Consider the following 22,195-nt stretch of genomic DNA (forward strand, 5'->3'; position numbering starts at 1 on the left):
GATAAATGCCGAAAAAGAGCACATTTTTTTCTGTGCTCTTTTTCGGCTGGCTCCTTCACTTATATAAAATTATTCCGCCCAGGTATAGGATTCCCCCCAGCTTTCTCGTGCAATTCCTTCGACCTTTTGCACATATTCATCATCCACCATATAGGTATCTCCCTGTTCGTATGGATTGTAGTGGAATGCGTACATGCGTGACACGAATTCATGGAAAGGAAGTGAAGATTCGCCTTCCCCTTCGCCATTTCCGGTAACACTTGGCTCGATGCCCTGGCCCCAGTTTTGCCCGCTGTCATTGTTCGGATTATAAAAGTAAACACGATATTCGCCGTTTTGGTCCTCTGCAATGCGTTGAATCGAAACTGCATGAAGCCCAAGAAGCTTTCCATGGACATTTGTAATGAAAATGCCTACCGGATTCGGATAAATTAGTTCATAGCCTTCGTTAAATTCCGGATGATGGGTTGCATAGAAAAGGCGGACAAATGCAGGATAATCTGTAACATAGCCGGTTAATTGATCAATGGCATTTATAAAGCCGCGTGGAATCCATTCCCCGTAAAATTCCGGATTTACCCATTTATGTCCGTCTTCGCCCCGCAGAAGTGTTTTTTTCATCATTTCATTATAAATTTTGTCCAAATGCGGCACTAGAACGATCGAAACCGGATCGAGCTCCTGGTGGATCTCGCCTCCTGCAACGCCGCCTTCCAATTCGCTTGAATGGATGACTTCCCCTTCAAACGTCATATCAATATCATGATCCCTTGCAGCGCGGGCAATGTATTCCAATAGCTGGCCGATTCCATGCTGTGCCCAAAGGCTGATAGCCCTCGCGGATTGGCAGGTCGGGTTAAGCCCCTGGCCAACCCCCAGGGGCTGCCCTAACACGCTGATGGTTCCTGCCACGAGGACACCGTTAGCCGTAATACCGTTTCTTTTATATTCAGGCTTTAACAAGGCCCGTTTCACATTCGGATGAATATCCAGCTCGAACAAACGGCGGATTGCGGGCAGGATTGGTTCCTGAGTCAACACACCTCTGTCAAGCATTCTGCCAAGGCCGTAAATGGCCTGGCAAAGCTGGGGATGGATCGCCAGCTGAATCATATCGTGGACCAGCTCTTTATTGGCATTGAAACTTGCTGTTCCTGTTTCAGACAGGTCTAGGGCAACCGGAAGTATGTCTTGGCTTGTCCGATTCAAATATCGGATGAAGGTAGCATGATGTGGAGATATAAGCCCTGTAGCCTTTACAGATTCAGCAAACGCGGTAGCTTCCTCCAATAGCTCCGGTTCATCCAGCTCTTTTAAATGGTTTTGATACTGGCGCAAGTCACCGTACCGTTCACTTACAGGCGTCGGTTTTTCAATGGCTTTTTCGAAGCTGATCAAGGATTTCTTTGCCTTTTCATCTATATCGGCATACACCATTTGCTTCGCCATTTGAATCATTTTAATGATCCGTTCCACCTTGATCGGCCTTTGAACCATCAGCCTCTCGATTTCATTCACAATTTTTCCGGCAATCGCGTTAAAGGATAGTTCATCACCTAAAAACCGAAACAACCTTTCCGCCCGTTCGATGTGTTCCCCTGACTCAACTCTAGCGGCCTCTGTTTCCGGCGGGAACAACAAATCAAGGTTCAAGGCAAGCACTTCATTTAAAAATGATATTGCTTCCTCCCCGCTTACCTTTCCATGCTGATAATCTTCTTTTGCTATTGCCAGCATCCTCATTTCACTAAAAAGCTCAATGATGGAATTAACCCCTTTTAATTTCAGCGAACCGCCCACCAGAGGCGGCTGCAGCTTGGAAGCATCTTCCCAGGGGCCACCCAAAAAAACGCCGGCTTGATCAAATTCAGCCGCATTTTCATAAAGGGCCTTCAGCCCTTCTTTAGTACGTGCAAGCTCCATTCCCAATTGAAAGACATCCGTTTGGTACATGCTTTTTGCAAAAGGCTTAGCATCCCCCAGAATTTTCAACGCCTGTTCAAATTTATCCCTGATTGTAGCTGTATCAGTGCCCATTTTTTTCACCGCCCGCTATAAATAAAAATCATATTTCTCATACTCGTTCATAAGGCTTCTCATCCGCTCGCTGTCTTCTCCGAAAAAGAAAATGGTGCCATAGTGATTTCCGAATCCCACCCTTTCAGCAACCTTTGACGTGGTTGGGATGAACATATCATGCTTTTCGAAATACGGATCATTTTTCAATTCTTCAGGAACGTTCAATTTTTCGATCAATTTCACCCGCGGATAGACCATCAAGCTTCCTGCATATCCTTTTGCAGCTGCTACTTCTTCTGGAAAAAAGGCTTCCAGCTCTTCCTCAGTAGTATCCGGGTCGCTGCAGATAATCTGTGCCTGAAACGCACTAAAACCATACGCCCTTTCTATAAGCTCAAAAATATGTCCGCCAGGCACACGAGCCGCCACCTCGCCGAAATTAAGAGAGCCGTCCGGTGAAATGAAAAATTCCGGATGGATCACACCGTATTTCACTTCAAAAGCATCAACCAGCTTTTTGATTTCTTTTTCGATCTGCGGCCTCCATTCCTCCAGCGCCCGTGAAGCAGGGACAAAGTTGGAGTGGCCAAGCTTTACATATTCGGTAATATTCAGGAAACGGACCTTGCCATCATGGATAAATGCCTCACACGAAAATTCCTGCCCGTCAAGGTGGCTCTCCATCAGGCACGGAAACTCCTGGTCGCTCATGAGATCAATATCCTGTGGATCACGGATCAAACGGTGGCCCACCGTACCTGCCTTATTTAAAGGTTTCACATGAATCGGGTCGTTCGGGTCGCCGTCAAGCTTTATGAGCGCCTCGTTCACCCTTTTTAGGAACCTGTAAACATCCTCCTTTGAGTAGGCCTCTTCAAACACGCCGACCTTCATTCCTGCCATCTGAGCTTTTCTTTTCATCAACCCTTTATCGCGCAAAAGCAGGGAACGGTTGAAAATGCGCGGATCATTATTGATTCTGGCATTAATGGCCCCGGCCCACTCTACCGTTTCCTCATAAATCGGAACCGCCAGTTTCACATTCAAATCTGCCAGTTTTTCATATAGTTCATTGGATCGTTCATTCAACCGCTCAAACTGCCAGTCCACGAATTGTATGCCATTCCTTCCTGCAAACTCGCGGAACTCGGGAGGGCCCACTACCACATACGGCCTGTCCAGTTTATCTATTGCTTCAATGGCCTTTAAACTCCATCCAAGCAATGCGGTTACTTTCGTGTGCATGGTTTCATTGTTCTCCATCCCCATTCCCTGCCTTCTTATAAATTAAAAGACTATTAACGAAATATATATTTCCTAAACTGCCATTTTTTAAACTTATTTATCTACAAAAATGGTTTATTTTTCCCTCGCGGTTGGTATGTAAGATAACGGAGTGATAAAACCCTATAAGGAGAGGGCGTTTCGATGACCGAATGGTATAACAAACTTACCGAATATTTCCCTGCAAGAGAAATGAAATCAAAGGACCATATGCAAGCGTTATTTATGGAAAAAGGACTGATATACAAAAGGGAAGAAGGGCCTGCGCATATTGTTGTGTATCTGGAAAAAGAAGACTTTATCTTTATAGATTATATCCTTGTAAGCGGCAAATACCGCGGCAACGGGATGGGCAGCACGCTGATCAACCGCCTCAAGAAAAAGGGCAAACCGATCATTCTAGAAGTGGAACCCATTACTCCTGCTGATCCAGACACAAAAAAAAGAGTCATATTCTACGAGAAAAACAGCTTTAGGAAAGCCACATCCATTACTTATAAAAGACTGCATATCGTTACTAATGAGCTAAATGAAATGGACATATATTATTGGTCTCCCACCCCGAAAACTACAGAATGGGTTTTTGAAAAAATGAAGGGAATTTATAGAGAGGTCCATGCCTATCGTGCTGCCGACTTTTACGGCAAACCCGCACAGGAAGTCTCAGACGTTTTATCCTATGACGATAACAGGTACAGAGCTGCTAAATAGATTTTCCCTATACTGATTTCAATGGTTAGTTTAAGATTGGGTCAAAAAAGGAATACCATAGTTACGATTCTAAAAAACTACTATAGGAGCAGATAACTATGGGCGATATATCAAAAGGAATCATCGAACGTTTTGAAGGGGAATATGGATTGATAACGGTAGACGGCGAGACCGAGGGCTTTCCAATCAATCTCTTCCCATCCGAGGCAAAGCCTGGGGACGTTGTGGAAATTGTCGGCACAATGATTACAGTAGTCGAAGATGAAACCGAAAAGCTGAAGATTGAAATGGAAGAAATAATGGATGATGTTTTATAGCATGGAACTCTATCAGAAGAGGATGGACGGTATGGATAAGGATAAAAAAGATAACGAGGCTGAAAATATGACGGATTTGGTCAAGATTATCAATTCAAATAATAACAGTCGAAAGATTAACAAAATTCTCGAGGAAAATGAAACGCTCCCTGAAGATAAGTGAAAACAGGAAAGATGCGGTGTCAGGCCGCATCTTTTTCTTTCAGATCAAATTTTAAATGTATTTACCAATGATTCCATTTCTCGTGCAAGCTTCGTCAGTGAGTTGGAAAATGCGCTGAACTCCTGCATGGAAGCAACCTGTTGCTCCGTGGCCGCCAATACGCTTTGTGTAGCGGCTGCAGATTCTGCCGCCACGTTCGAGATGTTTTCCATTGTACTTACGGCAAGTGTCGTACCGGCATTCATTTCCTGGATCGCAGCGGTTACTTGTTCAATCTGATCTGAAACAGAATTGACGGAAAGCTGGATCTGTGTAAATGAACTACCCGCAGTCCCCATCACTTCAATCCCTTCCGATACCTCATGTTTTACCGTTCCCATCGTTTCGACAACCTGCTGCGTTTCTTTCTGAATTTGAGTAATGATTTCACTTATTTGCTGGGTCGCATTGCCAGATTGCTCCGCAAGCTTCCGGACTTCATTGGCCACAACCGCAAAACCTTTGCCCTGTTCACCCGCCCGAGCTGCTTCAATCGCTGCATTCAACGCGAGCAAATTTGTCTGTGCGGCAATTCCTGTTATCACATCAACAATATTGCCAATTTCATTCGAGCGGTCTCCCAGGCCTTTCACAACCCTTGAGAGCTCGTTGACATTGGAATGGATCGACTCCATTTGTTCACCGGCCATCCGAATGGACTCTGAGCCTGAGTCAGCCTTGGCAAGAGATTCATTTACGCTCTCGGTGACAGTGGCGGCACTTGAAGCCACCTGCGAAAGACCTGCAGACATTTGATGTATTAAATGGGAAGTTTGGCTTACTCCATGAACCTGGGTGTCGGCTCCCTGTGCCACGTCTTCGATGGTATTTGAAATATGTTCGGTCGCCTTTGTCGTTTGATCTGCCCCCTGTGTGAGCTGCGCTGAATAATGAGTAATTTCATTGGATGCCTTTTGGACATTGGCAAGGACATTTCCCCATGAATCCACTGTATGATTTATGCTTCTTGCAACCGATTTCAATTCTCCCAGTTTTTCTCCGTCAAGCCTGTCTAGCATATGCCCGCCTGCTAATTTTTCTAAAAACTCATTGATCTTGCCAATTGGTTTGATAAATCGAGTATGATTTAAGATGGAAGACAGCACGCCCACAAGAAAGCCAAAAAGAGTAGTGAAGACGATGTTCATCCAAAACCGTGTCCCGTCTATATCATTGTATAGGTTTACAAACAAGCCGATTAATGCAGTGAAGGGTATTACCACAATACTTGTCCTAATGATATACTGTGCCAGACTCATTATCGATTCCCCTTTACCTGAAAAATTCTATATTTCTATAATTATCACATTATTAATAAAATTAATAGTTCTATCTACTCATTTAGCGGCAATATTTTTATATTTGGAAAATTTAAATAAAAAAAAACTCCCTTCAGTAATAGAGTACGGGAGCAGAACCGAATTAACAGGCCTTTGGTATTTTTTCACTTTCTATTTTTCTCATTATAAGCCAGTATGCAGGAATAGATGATTGTGATCCCGGACATTATACACCGATCCCAGAATAGCTACAATCGGAGTAAGGGGATATAGCGGCACCTTATACGTATTTTCTTCCTGCTTTTGTTTTCGTAAAACAAACACCGCGAAGAAAGCCAACCCTTAAAAAGAAAATACCGCAAAAATGGCAATGTTGGATAACCTGTCTGGATTGCCGGCAAGCATCATTAAAACCGCAATGGCGAGCTGAAGCAATGTCGCGTTCAAAGGTGTCTTAAAGGTTGGATGGACACTTGAAAACTTCTTTGCGGCCGGAAGCAATCCGCTTTCTGCCATCGCGAATGGAATCTGGGAAAATGTCAGGATTTTTCCATTAAGGCAGCCGAAGATTGAAATCAGGATGCCAATCGTAATCAGCTTGTCGCTGCCACGTTCGCTGCATTCGGGCCCAATTCTACAATCTCGCATGCAGCATCGCGATGTTAACGGAAAGATAAGCAATGATCACTACTAAAATCTGTTATGATTGCCCGGGGCATCGTTTTTGCCAGATTTTTCATTTCGCCAGCCATGTAGCCGACATTCATCCAGCCAAAAGCGGCCCTAAGGAAATAAATCCTTAGAGCCGCGGTTAATCAATGATTAAGATTACTGTGCTTTCGAGAATAAACCATATAGACGACGAAGCCTATAGCCAGCCAAATTATGAACGAAATCCAAGTGATCCCTGGCAAGCTCAATGTTAAATAAATGCAGAGGAGTGCTGAAATTGCCGGCAGGACCGGTACAAACGGCACCCGGAAGGATGCTTTTAATTCCGGATGTTTCCTGCGCAACACAATGATTGCCAGTGAAATCAATGTGAATGCAGCCAGTGTTCCCATATTCACCAGATGGGCCAGTGTCGTTAAATCCACGAACCCTGCGATTCCTGCTGCCACGAACCCTGTCAGCCAGGTATTGAAAAATGGCGTTTTATACTTTTTGTGCACATTTGCCATTTTTTTCGGCAAAAGCCCGTCACGGCTCATGGAGTAGGTCAAACGGACCTGGGCATAAATCAATGCGAGCAGGACTGTGGTAATTCCCGCTACAGCTCCCACAGAAATGATTCCCGCAATCGAATCCTGACCGACCACCCTTAGCGCAAATGCTACAGGATCTCCGACATTCAGTTGACGGTACGGAACCATGCCGGTAAGCACAAGAGCGACAAGTATATATAACCCGGTACAAAGGGCAAGGGAAGAAATAATCCCTATCGGCATATTCCGTTTCGGATTTTTAACTTCTTCAGAAGCAGTGGCAATGACATCAAAGCCAATATAAGCAAAGAACACTGTAGCAGCTGCAGTGATAATTCCGCTGAAACCGAACGGGGCAAAAGGTGTCCAGTTTTCAGGCTTTACATAACCCATACCCGCCACGATGAACAATATAATAATCCCCAGCTTTAGGAACACCATAACATTATTAAAGCGTGTGCTTTCTTTAACCCCGCGGCTCACCAAGGCGGTAATTAGAAGGATAATAACCATGGCAGGCAGGTCAACCATGCCGCCTTTGCCGGTCCCCGGTGCCGATGACATACTTTCTGGCACATGCAGGCCAAAACCAGCGATCAATGACTGGAAGTAAGAGGACCATCCCGTAGCCACTGCCGATATGGCCAACACATACTCAAGCATTAAATCCCAGCCGATCAAAAAGGCAAAAATTTCGCCCAGGGTAGCATATGAGTACGTATATACACTGCCTGCAACAGGCACTGCCGACGAAAACTCAGCATAACAAAATGCTGCCAGCGCACAGGCAATTCCGGCAATAATAAACGAAATAGTAAGCGCTGGTCCGGCGCTTTCCGCAGCCACGACACCGGTAATTACAAAAATTCCTGTACCGATGACGCAACCGACTCCAAGGAAAATAAGGTCGAGCAGGTTTAATGATCTGCTCAGTTCTTTTCCCTGGCTGTTGGCCATTAGCGCACTCACTGATTTTTTACGAAAAATATCCATTATGTTTAAACCTCCAGGCTGACTGATCAATGAAGTTTTCTAAATATTCATGTTTTGTAGTATATTGTCGAATTCTGTTTCAGTCAAGACTTTTATTTTATTTCAATAAACTTTCTCGAAGGGATTTTTCATAGAAACATTTTTAAATGCAGGTTGAAGGTCCTTTATATAAGTATCATTCCCAATTGTGTACAACTTTTTTAAAAGTTTTCCAAAATAATTTTTTATGATTAACATACTCTTATCCGCCAAATAAAAAAACTCCCTTCTCTTTCATCAAGATCCGGGAGTCGACTCATTCAATTTCTGATTACAAAGCGAGCAAAAACAAAAGCAAAGCCAACCCGATTCGGTAATAAGCGAATGGTTTTAACTTAATTTTATTGATGAGTTTTAAGAAGAAACGGATGAAAACTAATGAAAATATAAACGCACTGATAAATCCGGCGATAAAAAATGGAAGAACATCCAGTGAAAAATAATCCCAATATTTCACTACCTTAATCAAGCTCGCACCTGCCATGATCGGAACGGCCATAATGAAGGTAAAATCAGATGCCGAACGATGGCTCATCCCTAGCAAGACCCCTCCAGAGATTGTCGAACCTGATCGTGAAAAACCGGGCCAGAGCGCCAGACACTGGATTAATCCGACACCTAATGCCTGCTTATATGTAATCTGGTCCACGGATTCCGCTTTGAGCACCTTCGGCTGAAACTTATCGGCTGCAAGCATTAAAAAAGCGCCAAGCAATAAGCCTACCGCAACTGTATTTGTTGAAAAAAGGTATTCATCGATATAATCTTCGAATAAAACACCCAGCACACCTGCAGGCAACAGCCCAACGATGATTTGCAGAAGGTTTAATTTCTGTGCGGGATCGCCTGATTCAGTCCGGATTTTCCTGACCCCAAGCAAGTCCATGAAACGCCCCCAGAAAATGATCACGACAGCCAGTATAGAACCAAGCTGAATCACAACCTTAAAGGCATTTGCCACTTCATCGCCAAAGATTTCATTCGACTTAAACAGAAGATCATCCACGATAATCATATGTCCGGTCGACGATACCGGGGCAAATTCCGTCAGCCCTTCCACCAGTCCAAGAACAATTGCAACAAAGATTTCCCAGATATTAATATTGCCACCTCATTTAATCCTTATTCACAGATTAGATTGTACCCCCCATAACTGGAAATGTCTAATAAATGTTATGGCAGGCCTTATACACCATGTCCTCTATAATAAAGGGCACTGGATTAAAAAGAGAATATTTTTCTTAAAATGCAACATCATACTTCTATACTTAATATCAAGCTCCGGCGATATTTTAGAAGGAGACGGAATGATGTCAGGCACTGCTGAAATTATCATTAGAACCATTACAGCTTTCATATCGCTATGGATCTTTGTACAGATTCTGGGCAGACAAACCATCGCCCATCGAAGTTATCACTTGTACATCGCCTCCATTACAGTCGGTACTATTGCGGGAAACCTGGCTTTTAACATACGGATTAAATTTCATTATTTTATTGTGTCTTTAATCATCCTGAGCCTGACCATTTTCATGCTGAATGCAATCCTGATGAAACATCGGCTGTACAGGAAATGGATTTCGGGCGAGCCCGCAATTTTAATAGAAAAAGGCGCGATACAAGAAGCAAAAATGAAAAAAATCGGATTTACATTAGACATCTTAAACCAAGCACTGAGGGAAAAAGACATCTTTGATATCCATGAAGTGGATTACGCAATCCTCGAGACGAACGGAATTTTATCAGTTCTAAAAAAATCCCAATACCGAAATGTTACGAAGAGAGATTTACATATTGAGACGTCTTCGGATCGAATGTTCCCCGTCGAATTGGTCATAGAGGGGGAAATTATTCAGGCAAATGCCGGTCATAAGGAATATGGCGAGCATTGGTTAATGACCGAGTTACAAAAGCGAAAATTGGAGCTATCTGAGGTTTGCTACGCGGTAGTAGGTACTAACGGCCAATTATATCTTGATTTATACCAGGATACCCGAGGCGGATTGCATGATTCTTAATTTAAGCATCATCCTCATCCCCAATTCTTCTCTTATTTCTGCAGCGGTAGAACCCACCTATCAAAAATGGCATACCTATATTTATGGCGTCAGTTCCACTATGACAAGCGGCACCCGCCGATCATATGATAAAAAATGCCATTCATCGTCACTTACAATCGACCCTCATAAATCTTTAAGCGCTCTTTCGGTTTCCCTCCTCCTTTTTTATCATGTATCTGCATACATAAACATACAATTGTTGTAGCGTTTACTGTAATTCCGTTTATTCAGGCATTACCCGATAAGGAGGGAGAGCAGTTGCACATCCATGTCGTTAGGCAAAACGAGACGCTAGCCAGCATCGCGCAGTCATATAATGTCAGCGCAGATGAGATCAGAAGGGCCAATGAGCTGCCAAATCCAAACGATCTTGTTGTCGGGCAGGCGATGGTGATACCGATTTCAGGCAGCTATTATTATGTACAGCCCGGAGACACTCTCTGGTCCATCTCACAAAGGGTGGGTGTCCCCTACCAGGAGCTTGCAAGAGTTAACCGTATTTCGGCAGACCAGACCTTAACTGTCGGCTTCCGTCTTTATATACCGCCGCGTCCAAAAACCGATGCGGAGGTCAATGCATATGTGGAACCGAGGGGCACAAGTGTCAGTGCAAATCTTGTAACAAGCGCAAGGCGGGCGGCTCCATACCTTACGTACCTTGCTCCATTCAGTTTCCAGGCCCGCCGTGACGGGTCGTTAAAAGAGCCTCTTCTCAACGATTTTCCTGCAATTGCGAGACAAAATAATGTGGTGCTGATGATGGTAATCACCAATCAGGAGGAGGACCAGTTCAGTGATGAACTGGGACGGATTATTCTTACCAATACAAATATCCAGAACACATTCCTTGATAATATTGTCAGGACTGCCCGCAGATATGGGTTTAGGGATATTCATTTTGATTTTGAATATTTACGGCCGGAGGATCGGGAAGCATATAACCAATTTTTGCGCAAGGCAAAGGCTAGATTCAGAGAGCAAGGCTGGCTTTTGTCTACGGCCCTTGCCCCGAAGACCAGGGCCGATCAGCCAGGGCGCTGGTATGAAGCCCATGATTACAGGGCACATGGCGAAATAGTCGATTTTGTCGTCATCATGACCTACGAGTGGGGCTACAGCGGCGGGCCAGCCATGGCAGTGTCTCCGATTGGCCCTGTTCGTAGGGTATTGGAGTATGCGATTACAGAAATGCCATCTTCAAAAATCATGATGGGGCAAAATCTATACGGATATGATTGGACGCTTCCTTTTGTCCAGGGTTCCCAGGCAAGGGCGGTCAGTCCCCAGCAGGCTATACAGATTGCAGCCCGCTACAACGTGCCCATCTTATACGACACCAATGCCCAGGCCCCCCATTTCAACTATACTGATGGGCAGGGCAGAAGGCATGCAGTGTGGTTTGAAGATGCCCGGTCGATACAGGCAAAATTTGATTTGATCAAGGAGCTGAAGCTGCGGGGAATCAGCTATTGGAAGCTAGGTTTGTCGTTTCCGCAAAACTGGCTTCTCATTACGGACAATTTCAATGTTAGAAAAAGGGCATAGATATATGGGCAGGCTCCAAACACGGGGTCTGCTTTTTTGACGGGTGACGCGGATTTTTTTATGAGGGACATTCCTCAAGCCCATCCTTCCTCAGGCGGAATCACGTGATCAACCTTTTCCGAGAATGCTATTATCCGGAAGGTCGTATCAATTACGGGCATCAGAGAAGGCCAATGGTTATCGAAACCTTCTCTAGAAGTTACAACTCAATAAACATGACGGGTACCGGAGCATCAAGATTGATCGAGCAGCTTTTTCTCCAAATCATGGACGAGCGCTTTTCCCAGGCCGATATAGCTCTCAGGAAATTCGGCATCGGGATTCTTCGGTTCCTGAAATTGGTTGAAGGGTGCCGAAATATTGCCAATGATACCCTCATCATCTTTTTCATCCTGGTATTGGTGCGCAAGTAAAAATGGCTTTAGCAATTGCACGGTGGCCCCGTCTGAATCCAATTGGCCATCTACGGCGCGAAAGGGGATTCGGAGAAATTGATACCCGTCTGAATCATCTATTTTATAGTCAAAATAGCCATGATCGTATTCCCAGTTTCCAGAAATGGTGTAACCCATTGGCTTCATGTTCTCTTCAAGATCGAACAGCATGAAAGTTTTCCCTTCTAGCAACGAAGAAAGCTCAATCATCAGAAACCCCCCTTTATTCCTCTAATTTATCTTAACCGCACCGGCAGAAAATCATGCAGAGCTGGTGTTTTTCAACACATTCGAAGGAGTTATCAACACATCAAGGAAGGTTTTCAATATATTCTTGGAACGTATCAACAACTGGGGGCATATTTCTTAAAATTCCCGATTATCCCCAGAATTTGTGCACAATATTGAAGAAAACACCGAATTTTATCAACAAATCCACAGGCAGTTTTTGGAACAATTCGGCATTATCAACAATTAAATCTTATTTTTTTCGGATTTATTAGCAACAAACAAGACATTTCGCAATTTATCAACAAGTCAAAGTTGATTTAAAAATGTAGGATTGCCGGCAGGACTTTACCGTGTAAAAAAACCTTGCAGATAAGATTCAGCAAGGTTTCTTTGTCTATTATATTCTATTTTTCCAAACGCTTTTCAAGCTCTGCTTTCTTTTCTTCAAAGCCAGGCTTGCCTAAAAGCGCGAACATATTCACTTTATAGGCTTCCACACCAGGCTGGTCGAATGGATTCACTCCAAGTAAGTAGCCGCTCATCGCACATGCTTTTTCAAAGAAGTAGACAAGGTATCCAAACGTATAGGCATCCATTGCAGGAATGCTGACAATTAGGTTAGGCACCCCTCCATCGGTGTGTGCAAGCAACGTACCTTCAAAAGCTTTGTTATTCACAAAGTCGACTGTTTGCCCAGCAAGATAGTTCAGGCCGTCCAAATCATTGTTTTCCTCTTCAATCGTCAATGCATGGCGGGCATTTTCCACTTTAATGACCGTTTCAAAAAGATCGCGGCGCCCTTCCTGTACATACTGGCCCAATGAATGCAGATCGGTTGAGAAGTTTGCGGAAGAAGGATAAATGCCCTTTTGGTCCTTTCCTTCACTTTCGCCGAAAAGCTGCTTCCACCACTCGGCAAAATATTGAAGTCCCGGTTCATAATTAATCAGCATTTCTATTGTTTTGCCTTTATTGTAGAGTACATTTCTTACCGCGGCATATTGGTATGCCTGGTTTTCGGACAATTCCGATTTGCTGAAGTCCTCCCTGGCCGCAGCAGCGCCTTCCATCATTTTATCAATGTCAGCCCCGCTTGCTGCTATCGGCAATAAGCCTACAGCAGTCAATACTGAGTATCGTCCGCCTACATCATCCGGAATCACGAATGTTTCATAGCCTTCGTCCGAAGCAAGTGTCTTAAGTGCTCCCCTTGCTTTGTCTGTTGTTGCGTAAATGCGTGTGCGGGCTTCTTCCGCTCCATATTTCTCTTCAAGCAGCTTGCGGAAAATCCGGAAAGCAAGGGCGGGTTCCGTCGTAGTTCCCGATTTGGAAATCACATTGATGGAAAAGTCTTTTCCCTCCAATAAATCCATTAAATCCCTCATATATGTAGAACTGATATTGTTCCCCGCAAAAAGGACCTGAGGCGAGTTTCTTTTATCTTTTGGCAACACGTTATAAAAGCTGTGCTGAAGCATTTCAACTGCAGCACGTGCGCCCAGATAAGAGCCGCCGATGCCAATTACCAATAAAATATCAGAATCGTTCTGGATTTTCGCCGCGGCCTTTTTGATCCGTGAAAATTCTTCTTTATCATAATCGACAGGCAGGTCAATCCACCCTAAAAAGTCACTGCCAGCACCTGTTTGTTCATGTAAGGAGTGGTGCGCTACCTTAACCGCATCCTGCAAATATGTAATTTCATGCTCGCCGAAAAAAGACATTGCTTTTGAATAATCGAAACGTACATGTGTCATGTTAGTTCCTCCTCTTAAAGAATACCCTTTCACTTTAACGAAAGGCGGACAGATAATCAAGGTTTCCATCATATGTGAGCGTAATCAACCAATAAAGTTTGATTATATTTTTCGATTTCTCCGATTTTGATATTAATTTGTCCATTATAAACGTCATTTAGCCGAAGCCCATCCATTCAGCATAAAAACAGACTTGCCGTTATCCGGCAAGCCTTTTCCCATCCATGCTTATAGTGACGCCCGTAAAATCGCCAGCACATCTTCTCGATCTAGCTTTTTAAAGTTTCCGAATTCCCCGTTCACCATTGCCTTATCGGCCATTGTTTCAATTTGGGAATCATCGATATCATAATCGGAGAGGGTCGCCGGGGCACCCAGACTGCTCCAGAATTCACGGAGCTTTTCGATTCCTTCCAGTGCTGTTTCTTCATCCGTTTTTCCTTCCGGATTCACATTAAAGATTCTAACGGCCATTTGTTTAAAGCGGGCTGTGTCCTCTTTTAACACATGCTTCATCCAGTTCGGGAATAAAATAGCGAGTCCCCCGGCATGCGGAATATCATAAACAGCGGAAACGGAATGTTCAATGTTATGGGTTGCCCAATCGCCGCGGTAACCCATTTGCAAGTAACCGTTTAACGCAATCGTTCCTGAATAAAGAATCGTTTCCCGAAGGTCGTAATTCTCAAGGTCTTCCAGAAGCTTTGGAGCTGTCTCCATAACGGTGACCAACAACGATTCACAGAAGCGATCCTGCAATGGTGCATGTGTCCGCGGGTGGAAATATTGTTCAAATACATGGCACATCATATCAACAATTCCATACACCGTCTGGTTTTGTGGAACGGTAAATGTGTTAACTGGATCCAATATGGAGAATTGCGGGAATACAAGCGGGCTTCCCCATCCATATTTTTCCTTAGTTTCCCAATTGGTGATGACAGAGCCGGAATTCATTTCAGATCCTGTAGCTGCAAGCGTCAGGACAGTCCCAAACGGCAATGCTGCTTGAACGGAAGCTTTTTTGATAACAAGATCCCATGGATCCCCTTCATATTTAGCGCCTGCTGCTATGGCTTTCGTACAATCGATGACGCTGCCGCCGCCAACCGCGAGGATAAAATCTATGTTTTCAGATTTACAGATGTCCGCTCCCTTTCGAACGGTTGAAATCCTTGGGTTTGGTTCAACGCCAGGCAGTTCATGGACATCCACATCGATTTCCTTCAGCTGTGCAATGACTTGGTCATATAGACCGCTCTTTTTTATACTGCCCCCTCCATAGACAAGAAGCACCTTTTTTCCGTATTGCGGAATTTCCTTCTTAAGTTGTTCGACTTGCCCTTTGCCAAACATTAATTTGGTGGGATTTTTATATATAAAGTTTTGCATGATCTCTACCTCCTTTTTTTCATTATGACCTAATTCAGGGATTAATTTCAAAAAATGTGACTGCAGCTCTACAAGTTCAATTCAGGCTGGCCGCCAAAACTTTCGTTCATGTTTGAACATCTTTATCACACACTGCCCTTGGACAAATTATCAATGAATAATTCTTACATTCCATTAAAATAAATCGAACTATTTGTTCTGTATATTAATTGTGCAGCAAATGCAACCTATATATGAACCATTTATAAAGGAGGTAATGAAGGTGAGTGGCATTCAAAGAACAGCGCTTGTCCTTACTATTATCGGAGCCATCAACTGGGGCCTTGTCGGTTTTTTTCAATTTGATTTAGTCGCTGCCATCTTTGGCGGACAGGATTCCGCGCTTTCCCGGATCATTTACGGCCTTGTGGGGATTGCAGGATTAATAAACCTGGGCCTGCTATTCGTGCCAAGCGAAGCAAGAGACGAACAAACTCAGGCAAAGCCATCCCGTTAGTAGAAAACCAGCCGGAAAAAACTGCCGGCTGGTTTTTTTGGACGAATAAGTTTAAGCTAATACGTTTTGAATCCTTTCAATCGCCCAATCAATTTCTTCCTTTGTAATGATTAACGGCGGTGCGAAGCGAATCACTGTATCATGGGTTTCTTTACACAATAATCCTTCTTCCTTTAGCGCCTCACAATATTTTCTTGCCGGTTCCGATAATTCTATCCCGATAAATAAACCGCGGCCACGGACTTCCTTGATAGCCGGATTTTGGATTTGCTTCAATTTGCCGATAAAATACTCCCCAAGTTCAAGGGATCGGTCTGCAAGTTTTTCTTCGACCAGTACATCAAGGGAGGCAATCGATACCGCGCAAGCCATAGGATTTCCGCCGAAAGTTGAACCGTGCGACCCAGGGTTGAAGACACCCAGAATAGCCTTGTCGGCAACAACACAGGAAATCGGGAAAACTCCCCCGCCCAGCGCTTTTCCAAGAATATACATATCAGGGCTGAATCCTTCCCACTCACAGGCAAACATTTTTCCTGAGCGGCCGAGCCCTGCCTGAATCTCATCGGCAATGAAAAGGACATTGTTTTCCTTGCAATGCTCGAAGGCCGCTTTCAGGAAGCCCTCTTCCGGTATCAGGATGCCGGCTTCCCCCTGGATGGGCTCGATCAGGAAGGCTGCAGTGTTCGGAGTGATAGCACCTTTCAAGGCTTCCAGATCCCCGTAAGGGATCAGTTTAATGCCGGAAAGCATCGGTCCGAAGCCTCGCTTGTATTCTTCATCGGAAGAAAGCGAAACAGCTGCCATGGTCCTTCCATGGAAGTTGCCTGTACAAGCGATAATTTCAGCTTTATCAGCAGGAATTCCCTTCACATCATATGCCCAGCGGCGCGCTGTTTTAATCGCTGTTTCCACAGCCTCCGCACCGGTATTCATAGGCAATGCCATTTCTTTGCCCGCCATTTTGCAAATCTTTTCGTACCATGGCCCGAGCTGATCGTTATGAAAGGCTCTGGATGTCAGGGTAACCCGGTCAGCCTGGTCCTTTAAGGCCTGGATAATCTTCGGGTGTCGGTGCCCTTGATTCACGGCGGAATATGCGCTTAACATGTCCATGTATTTATTGCCTTCAGGATCTCTCACCCAAACTCCCTCAGCATCGGATATCACTATCGGCAACGGGTGATAGTTATTGGCTCCATAACGTTCAGACTGTTCAATCAGTTGTTCAGATTTGGTGTTGGCTGGCATAAGATTTCCTCCTGTTACGTTCTATCTTCATTATCCATTCTACAGGGAAAACCAGGAATTTAATACAGATTCAGAGAAATCTTGTGCACTCCAATCCAGTCCAAAACGAGAAGCAATTTTGGAAATCTTCATTTGACATCTCAGTATTCCGGCCATTACGTTAATTTTCACTTTATCTTGATCAATTTTGATTCACAAATTTGTCCAATCCATAAATCTCCTGCGTCATGCTACCGTATATTATTTATAATCCCCCTCATTTATCCCAACGAGTTTATTTTTATTAAAATGTTTATTTACGAATCGGCACACAGTGGCTGCTTCTTCAACATTAATGAAATGTCCTGCATCAGGTATTACATGGACTGTTGCTTGCGGAAAATCTTCTTCCTTGATTTTTATTCCAAATTCATGGGGGAAATGGAATATTTTAATATAATTCCATTCAACTAACAAGACAAGATTATTGATGGTAGCCTCAATTTTGATAAATAAAAAAGCCGGCTTATGGTGGTTAGAAGCGAACCCAAAGCAATCAACCATTACTTTTAGAGTTTCGCGGCAAAACCACTTTAGCCGACTATCCATTATTATTTTTTAATCAAGTCTTCACGCTGGGATTGGTCAATCCACTCTTGAAGCTTGTCTTTCAATGTGTTAAATCCTTCAGAACTATCGTTCATCGTCGTTTTTACAGCAGCCTGGCGCTTTTTAGGGGCCTTTTTAGCAGGCGCTTCGGTACGTTCCGGAGCTTCTTGTGTTGCACGGATGGACAAACCAATCTTCCCTGCCGCTTCATCTACGGAAAGAACTTTAACGTTTACTTCATCCCCGACTTTTAAATGTTCATTGATATCCTTCACATATCCGTGGGTAATTTCAGAAATATGCACTAAACCTTGTGTGGATTCATCCAGGGCAACGAACGCACCGTATGGCTGGATGCCTGTTACTTTACCAGTAACGACACTTCCAACTTCAAATTTTTCAGACATTGTAACACTCCTAATTAAATATTATTTTTCCTCTATACACGCAATAAAAAATTATATCATACTTCGACCGAATTATCAAAACCATTTTCCGCTACCGAATCCGTAATCTGCTCTTTCCTATAATGCCTCTTCCGTTTGTATTGCATCCCTAAAAGAAAAAGAGGAAACCAAGCCTTGTAGGTTTTGTTTCCTCTTTTCCAATCTTTTAAAACATATTCCGAACATTTACTCGACAAACGATGGGTAGGCTAATTTCCTATTTTCATAACCGTCCGGCAACTGGAACCCATTCTTCTTCAGCTTCTCATAATCTGCAAATACTTTCGTTGCTGTCTCCGTGTCAGGTCCGGATTCAATCAGGCTTTCCCAGCCGGGTCCTGGCCTGTAATTAGCTGAATGATCAGGAGCCCGGAAATGATGCCAACACCAAAATGCTGGCCGCATAGGAAAGGGGAACAAGCAGTAGGCGTTTCGGTTTGGCATCGCGGCCCACAGCATGAACTATTGACTTGGGTTTTATCTTTTAGGGCCCCATGTTTCTGGCACTCCTCAGCTTTCACAAATGCGGACTGTTTTTCTTTGGAAATTATGTATAAGAAGGGGGAGAAGTGGCTATAACAGGAATAAGACTTTCCAATAACCAGATTTCTGGTTGCCTGAAAAACAATCGTAATCCATTTTTTGATTGTTTTTCGAGTATTCCCCCTTTTTTGGACAGGATTTCTGTTAATGCAGCTAGCATACAATAAAGCTGCTGCTTTAAGGAATCCTGTTTTTTTATTTAGATAACCTCACAAATTGGCAATATTGTGCAGGCAAGTTAAAAAGCCGCGGATTCTTACCGTTCCAGAAACCGTCCAATCCTTGTAATGGCTTCCTGGAGCTGCTCCATGGAAGAAGCGTATGAACATCGGATGTGCCCTTCCCCGCTTTGTCCGAATACATCGCCCGGGACAACAGCGACCCGTTCATTAAGCAGCAATTGCTCTGCAAATTCCTGCGAACTTAGTCCTGTGTTCGCTATAGAAGGGAAAGCGTAGAAGGCTCCGCCGGGATTGTGGCAATCCAATCCGATTTCATTAAATGATTTTACGATGTAATTCCTTCTCCGCCTATAGCTTCTTCTCATTTCCTCAACATCTTCCATGCCATTTTTCAGCGCTTCCAATGCAGCGTATTGCGCCATGGTTGAAGCGCACATCATTGTATATTGGTGTATTTTCAGCATGGCCTCCGAGATTTCCTTCGGTGCACAAACAAAGCCAAGCCGCCATCCGGTCATCGCAAATCCTTTTGAAAAGCCGTTGATCAATATTGTTCTTTCCATCATGCCGGGGATCACGGCAATGGATGTGAATGCTTCGTCATAGGCGAGCTCTGCGTATATTTCATCGGCAATGACAAGCAGATCATGCTTCTTGATGATCTCCGAAAGCCTGGTCAAATCTTCCTTGCCAAGCTGGGTGCCGGTAGGATTGTTTGGCGAACAAATCATGATTGCCTTAGTTTTTGGGGTGATTGCCGCTTCAAGTACCTCAGGCAGTAATTTGAAATCATGCTCTTTATCGGTCTGGATTGTTATCGGCACACCGCCAGCCATGCTGACGAGGGGCGCATAGGATACAAAGCATGGCTCCACGACCAACACCTCTTCACCCGGATTTACGACCGCCCTGAGTGCAATATCAATCGCCTGGCTTGCGCCAACCGTTACGATAATTTGATTGTCAGGGTTATAGGACACGCGGAACTCTTTCTCCATATACCAGGATATTTCCCTTCTGAGCTCTATGATGCCGGCGTTGGCCGTATAGGACGTACGGCCTTCTTCTAAAGATGCAATGGCCGCTTCCCTTATAGACCAGGATGTCACAAAATCCGGTTCCCCCACTCCAAGAGAAACGACACCTTCCATATTCGCCGCAAGATCGAAAAAGCGGCGGATTCCGGATGGTTTAAGGTCAGCTACCGTTTTTGAAATATAGCTAGTTTTAATCATGGAGACACCACTATCCGCTTATCTTCTTCGACTTGTTCAAAAATGGTTCCATCATGCTTATACTTTTTCAGGATGAAATGGGTAGTGGTCGAAATCACAGAATCCAATGTGGACAGCTTTTCAGACACGAACCTGGCGACATCGTTCATCGAACGTCCTCGGACGACTACTGATAAATCGTAAACGCCGGACATAAGATAGACGGATTCCACTTCTTGAAACCTATAGATTCTTCGGGCGACTTCATCAAAGCCTACACCCCTTTTCGGTGTTACCTTAACATCAATCATCGCTGTGACACCTTCATAATCGTCAACCTTTGCCCAATTGATGATAGTCGAGTATCGTACGATCACTCTCATTTCTTCCAGCTTCTTCAGCGCTGTTTCAATGTCTTCTGTTGCCTGATCGGTCATTTTGGCCAGATTGCCCAGTTCGATTCTGCTATTCGTTTCAATGATTCTTAGAATTTCCAGCTCTTTTTCAGTCAACTGCATATATAAACCCTCCTAGTTTCCCAATGAACATTCTTGCGACCCTTCAAAACCCAGGCTATAAGCCTGCGAAATAAACATATGTAATTATAACAAATTTTCAGTAAACTCCTAATAAAAAAATGAGATTTTATTTAGAAGATAGGTGCATTAGACACCATTCTGACAGGGTAAAATAGGAAAAAACCTTCCTGAGGAGAGAAAATGATGAAAAAAGCTCTACGTAAAAAAGTTGTTCACATCAGGGGAAATGACATCTATTACGAGCGGCATTTCCATTCACGGACCGCCCCAACCCTGGTCCTGCTTCATGGCTTTTTATCGTCAACATTCAGCTATAGAACTCTAGTTCCCTTGCTCAGCAAAGATTTCAATGTGATTTCGGTAGATTTCCCTCCTTTTGGCCAAAGCGGGAAATCACGCCGATTCCAATATTCTTACGAAAACATTTCATTAACCCTTCTGGCTTTTCTGGATGCGCTTGGTATCAGGAAGTGCGTTCTTGTCGGTCATTCGATGGGAGGGCAAATTTGCCTGTACATGCTAAAAAACCGCCCTGAGCTTGCGGACAAAGCCATTTTGCTTTGCAGCTCGGGCTATCTGCCAAAGTCCGGACGCCTCTTGAGATATGCAAGCCTTATCCCTTACTTTCCAAAGTTCGTCAAACGGCGGCTGGAGAAATCTGGAGTTGAGGCGAATCTTCAAAATGTTGTGTACAACAGGCAGCTGATTGATGATGAAATGAGGGATGGCTATCTGCGGCCTTTTTTGAATGATGATATATTTAAAGCCTTGGCAAGGATGGTGCGCGACCGTGAAGGCGATTTATCTGCGAAAGATTTACACGCGTTGGAAACGAAATGCCTGTTACTATGGGGCAAACATGACCGTGTCGTCCCTTTGGCAGTGGGAAGACGGCTGCATGGGGACCTGAAAAATTCCGAATTGGTCGTACTGGACGATGCAGGCCATCTAATTCCTGAAGAAAAACCGGAACTCGTCTACAGCTACATCAAAAAATTTGTTCAAAACGAACAACCGCTCCTGCAGGTTTCGAAACCTGTCAAGATCGGAGCAGGGTCAAACATGCAGCAGCTTCAGAGTTGATCTTTTATAAAACCTTATAGCATAGCGCTGGACAAGCATTGTAATTGGCAAATGAAAAGAGATTGTGCCATAAGGGGTCTGCCTCCCTAAGACACAATCTCTTTTTGCTATTAAAACGAACAGCTCGCATTGTTTTTAATTGACAGTAGCTTTTGGGAAACAGCCAGGCATTCTTTCATGTCTATTTTTTGCTCAAAGGAGAATTCATAGATACCTTGAATTTTTTGGGCCAGGAGTTTTACGTCATCGATATCGCTGACAGCCATTATACAATCCGCTATCTCGGTTTCATACGCGTCTTCTCCCCAACCAAATGGATCCCATTCCTGCAATACTTCCACAAGCTCTAAATTCATCTGCTGTCTATCCATGTTCACATCACCT

Annotated in this window: 22 protein-coding genes and 1 pseudogene; 7 read left to right on the forward strand and 16 right to left on the reverse strand. The window is 44.0% G+C overall.

Annotation, left to right across the window (positions count from 1 at the left end; all coding sequences use genetic code 11):
- Positions 1–69: 69 nt before the first annotated feature.
- Together D0466_RS09635 and D0466_RS09640 are read right to left on the reverse strand one after the other, a co-directional pair.
- Positions 70–2,037 carry a hypothetical protein gene (locus D0466_RS09635; RefSeq protein WP_117322367.1) on the reverse strand — a complete coding sequence of 656 codons (1,968 nt, stop codon included), beginning with the start codon at positions 2,035–2,037 and terminating at the stop codon, positions 70–72.
- A 15-nt stretch (positions 2,038–2,052) separates the two neighbouring features.
- The gene (locus tag D0466_RS09640) at positions 2,053–3,282 is read right to left on the reverse strand and encodes an ATP-grasp domain-containing protein (RefSeq protein WP_117322629.1); all 1,230 of its coding nucleotides are present in this window, start codon (positions 3,280–3,282) and stop codon (positions 2,053–2,055) included.
- Between the two features lie 165 nt (positions 3,283–3,447).
- Here D0466_RS09640 and D0466_RS09645 point away from each other — a divergent pair, with 165 nt between their 5' ends.
- From D0466_RS09645 to D0466_RS22185, 3 genes are all read left to right on the forward strand, one after another.
- Positions 3,448–4,014, forward strand: a complete 567-nt coding sequence (locus tag D0466_RS09645) for a GNAT family N-acetyltransferase (protein WP_117322368.1) — start codon at positions 3,448–3,450, stop codon at positions 4,012–4,014.
- A gap of 98 nt (positions 4,015–4,112) precedes the next feature.
- Positions 4,113–4,331, forward strand: coding sequence for a DUF3006 domain-containing protein (locus D0466_RS09650; RefSeq protein WP_233522601.1), 219 nt, complete (start codon positions 4,113–4,115; stop codon positions 4,329–4,331).
- 1 nt (position 4,332) lies between these two features.
- Positions 4,333–4,494, forward strand: coding sequence for a hypothetical protein (locus D0466_RS22185; RefSeq protein ID WP_158555881.1), 162 nt, complete (start codon positions 4,333–4,335; stop codon positions 4,492–4,494).
- Positions 4,495–4,538: 44 nt separating this feature from the next.
- Here D0466_RS22185 and D0466_RS09655 read toward each other — a convergent pair whose 3' ends face one another.
- The 4 genes and pseudogenes from D0466_RS09655 to D0466_RS09670 all read right to left on the reverse strand — a co-directional run bounded on the left by D0466_RS09655 (position 4,539) and on the right by D0466_RS09670 (position 9,152).
- Positions 4,539–5,792 carry a methyl-accepting chemotaxis protein gene (locus D0466_RS09655; protein ID WP_117322369.1) on the reverse strand — a complete coding sequence of 418 codons (1,254 nt, stop codon included), beginning with the start codon at positions 5,790–5,792 and terminating at the stop codon, positions 4,539–4,541.
- Positions 5,793–6,041: 249 nt separating this feature from the next.
- Positions 6,042–6,586 (reverse strand): annotated as a pseudogene (locus tag D0466_RS09660) (APC family permease); the annotation flags it as partial.
- Between the two features lie 42 nt (positions 6,587–6,628).
- Complete coding sequence (locus tag D0466_RS09665) at positions 6,629–8,014, reverse strand: amino acid permease (RefSeq protein ID WP_117322631.1); 1,386 nt, start codon at positions 8,012–8,014, stop codon at positions 6,629–6,631.
- A 307-nt stretch (positions 8,015–8,321) separates the two neighbouring features.
- Complete coding sequence (locus tag D0466_RS09670; protein WP_325048710.1) at positions 8,322–9,152, reverse strand: undecaprenyl-diphosphate phosphatase; 831 nt, start codon at positions 9,150–9,152, stop codon at positions 8,322–8,324.
- A gap of 205 nt (positions 9,153–9,357) precedes the next feature.
- Between D0466_RS09670 and D0466_RS09675 the strand changes: the two genes are divergently transcribed.
- The gene (locus tag D0466_RS09675) at positions 9,358–10,068 is read left to right on the forward strand and encodes a DUF421 domain-containing protein (protein ID WP_158555882.1); all 711 of its coding nucleotides are present in this window, start codon (positions 9,358–9,360) and stop codon (positions 10,066–10,068) included.
- A 300-nt stretch (positions 10,069–10,368) separates the two neighbouring features.
- A complete protein-coding gene (locus D0466_RS09680) occupies positions 10,369–11,655 on the forward strand; it encodes a LysM peptidoglycan-binding domain-containing protein (RefSeq protein WP_117322372.1) in 1,287 nt (428 codons plus the stop codon).
- Positions 11,656–11,888: 233 nt separating this feature from the next.
- Here D0466_RS09680 and D0466_RS09685 read toward each other — a convergent pair whose 3' ends face one another.
- The 3 genes from D0466_RS09685 to D0466_RS09695 all read right to left on the reverse strand — a co-directional run bounded on the left by D0466_RS09685 (position 11,889) and on the right by D0466_RS09695 (position 15,469).
- Positions 11,889–12,299, reverse strand: a complete 411-nt coding sequence (locus tag D0466_RS09685) for a YugN-like family protein (RefSeq protein ID WP_117322373.1) — start codon at positions 12,297–12,299, stop codon at positions 11,889–11,891.
- A 425-nt stretch (positions 12,300–12,724) separates the two neighbouring features.
- On the reverse strand, positions 12,725–14,077 hold the full coding sequence (locus D0466_RS09690) for a glucose-6-phosphate isomerase (protein ID WP_117322374.1): 1,353 nt from the start codon (positions 14,075–14,077) through the stop codon (positions 12,725–12,727).
- A 228-nt stretch (positions 14,078–14,305) separates the two neighbouring features.
- Positions 14,306–15,469 (reverse strand): iron-containing alcohol dehydrogenase, encoded by a 1,164-nt coding sequence (locus D0466_RS09695; RefSeq protein WP_117322375.1) that lies wholly within the window; start codon positions 15,467–15,469, stop codon positions 14,306–14,308.
- A gap of 262 nt (positions 15,470–15,731) precedes the next feature.
- On the opposite strand from D0466_RS09695, the gene D0466_RS09700 reads away from it, so the two are divergent.
- The gene (locus D0466_RS09700; protein WP_117322376.1) at positions 15,732–15,965 is read left to right on the forward strand and encodes a DUF378 domain-containing protein; all 234 of its coding nucleotides are present in this window, start codon (positions 15,732–15,734) and stop codon (positions 15,963–15,965) included.
- Positions 15,966–16,016: 51 nt separating this feature from the next.
- On the opposite strand, the gene D0466_RS09705 is transcribed toward D0466_RS09700, so the two are convergent.
- From D0466_RS09705 to D0466_RS09730, 6 genes are all read right to left on the reverse strand, one after another.
- Positions 16,017–17,216 (reverse strand): ornithine--oxo-acid transaminase, encoded by a 1,200-nt coding sequence (locus tag D0466_RS09705; RefSeq protein WP_117322377.1) that lies wholly within the window; start codon positions 17,214–17,216, stop codon positions 16,017–16,019.
- A gap of 240 nt (positions 17,217–17,456) precedes the next feature.
- Positions 17,457–17,672 carry an alpha/beta fold hydrolase gene (locus D0466_RS09710; protein WP_142919920.1) on the reverse strand — a complete coding sequence of 72 codons (216 nt, stop codon included), beginning with the start codon at positions 17,670–17,672 and terminating at the stop codon, positions 17,457–17,459.
- Between the two features lie 134 nt (positions 17,673–17,806).
- Positions 17,807–18,211 carry a S1 domain-containing post-transcriptional regulator GSP13 gene (gene yugI / locus D0466_RS09715; protein WP_117322379.1) on the reverse strand — a complete coding sequence of 135 codons (405 nt, stop codon included), beginning with the start codon at positions 18,209–18,211 and terminating at the stop codon, positions 17,807–17,809.
- A 225-nt stretch (positions 18,212–18,436) separates the two neighbouring features.
- A complete protein-coding gene (locus D0466_RS21895) occupies positions 18,437–18,655 on the reverse strand; it encodes a hypothetical protein (protein WP_142919921.1) in 219 nt (72 codons plus the stop codon).
- 394 nt (positions 18,656–19,049) lie between these two features.
- The gene (locus D0466_RS09725) at positions 19,050–20,210 is read right to left on the reverse strand and encodes an aminotransferase (protein WP_117322381.1); all 1,161 of its coding nucleotides are present in this window, start codon (positions 20,208–20,210) and stop codon (positions 19,050–19,052) included.
- Positions 20,207–20,707, reverse strand: coding sequence for an Lrp/AsnC family transcriptional regulator (locus D0466_RS09730; RefSeq protein ID WP_117322382.1), 501 nt, complete (start codon positions 20,705–20,707; stop codon positions 20,207–20,209). Before D0466_RS09730 ends, D0466_RS09725 begins: the two co-directional genes overlap by 4 nt.
- Before the next feature lie 201 nt (positions 20,708–20,908).
- On the opposite strand from D0466_RS09730, the gene D0466_RS09735 reads away from it, so the two are divergent.
- A complete protein-coding gene (locus D0466_RS09735) occupies positions 20,909–21,811 on the forward strand; it encodes an alpha/beta fold hydrolase (RefSeq protein WP_233522602.1) in 903 nt (300 codons plus the stop codon).
- Positions 21,812–21,921: 110 nt separating this feature from the next.
- Here D0466_RS09735 and D0466_RS09740 read toward each other — a convergent pair whose 3' ends face one another.
- Complete coding sequence (locus D0466_RS09740; RefSeq protein ID WP_117322384.1) at positions 21,922–22,182, reverse strand: DUF1871 family protein; 261 nt, start codon at positions 22,180–22,182, stop codon at positions 21,922–21,924.
- Between the last annotated feature and the right edge of the window lie 13 nt (positions 22,183–22,195).

The organism is Peribacillus glennii (assembly GCF_003429105.1).
Classification (GTDB): domain Bacteria; phylum Bacillota; class Bacilli; order Bacillales; family DSM-1321; genus Peribacillus; species Peribacillus glennii.

Bases quoted from the DNA above. Each gene is read 5' to 3' on its own strand.
- D0466_RS09730 (WP_117322382.1), bottom strand. From the start codon at position 20,707: ATGCAGTTGACTGAAAAAGAGCTGGAAATTCTAAGAATCATTGAAACG.
- D0466_RS09635 (WP_117322367.1), bottom strand. From the start codon at position 2,037: ATGGGCACTGATACAGCTACAATCAGGGATAAATTTGAACAGGCGTTG.
- D0466_RS09675 (WP_158555882.1), top strand. From the start codon at position 9,358: ATGATGTCAGGCACTGCTGAAATTATCATTAGAACCATTACAGCTTTC.
- D0466_RS09705 (WP_117322377.1), bottom strand. From the start codon at position 17,216: ATGCCAGCCAACACCAAATCTGAACAACTGATTGAACAGTCTGAACGT.
- D0466_RS09735 (WP_233522602.1), top strand. From the start codon at position 20,909: ATGATGAAAAAAGCTCTACGTAAAAAAGTTGTTCACATCAGGGGAAAT.
- D0466_RS09740 (WP_117322384.1), bottom strand. From the start codon at position 22,182: ATGGATAGACAGCAGATGAATTTAGAGCTTGTGGAAGTATTGCAGGAA.
- D0466_RS09690 (WP_117322374.1), bottom strand. From the start codon at position 14,077: ATGACACATGTACGTTTCGATTATTCAAAAGCAATGTCTTTTTTCGGC.
- D0466_RS09650 (WP_233522601.1), top strand. From the start codon at position 4,113: ATGGGCGATATATCAAAAGGAATCATCGAACGTTTTGAAGGGGAATAT.
- D0466_RS09645 (WP_117322368.1), top strand. From the start codon at position 3,448: ATGACCGAATGGTATAACAAACTTACCGAATATTTCCCTGCAAGAGAA.
- D0466_RS09725 (WP_117322381.1), bottom strand. From the start codon at position 20,210: ATGATTAAAACTAGCTATATTTCAAAAACGGTAGCTGACCTTAAACCA.
- D0466_RS09695 (WP_117322375.1), bottom strand. From the start codon at position 15,469: ATGCAAAACTTTATATATAAAAATCCCACCAAATTAATGTTTGGCAAA.
- D0466_RS22185 (WP_158555881.1), top strand. From the start codon at position 4,333: ATGGAACTCTATCAGAAGAGGATGGACGGTATGGATAAGGATAAAAAA.
- yugI (WP_117322379.1), bottom strand. From the start codon at position 18,211: ATGTCTGAAAAATTTGAAGTTGGAAGTGTCGTTACTGGTAAAGTAACA.
- D0466_RS09685 (WP_117322373.1), bottom strand. From the start codon at position 12,299: ATGATTGAGCTTTCTTCGTTGCTAGAAGGGAAAACTTTCATGCTGTTC.
- D0466_RS09655 (WP_117322369.1), bottom strand. From the start codon at position 5,792: ATGAGTCTGGCACAGTATATCATTAGGACAAGTATTGTGGTAATACCC.
- D0466_RS09640 (WP_117322629.1), bottom strand. From the start codon at position 3,282: ATGGAGAACAATGAAACCATGCACACGAAAGTAACCGCATTGCTTGGA.
- D0466_RS21895 (WP_142919921.1), bottom strand. From the start codon at position 18,655: ATGCGGCCAGCATTTTGGTGTTGGCATCATTTCCGGGCTCCTGATCAT.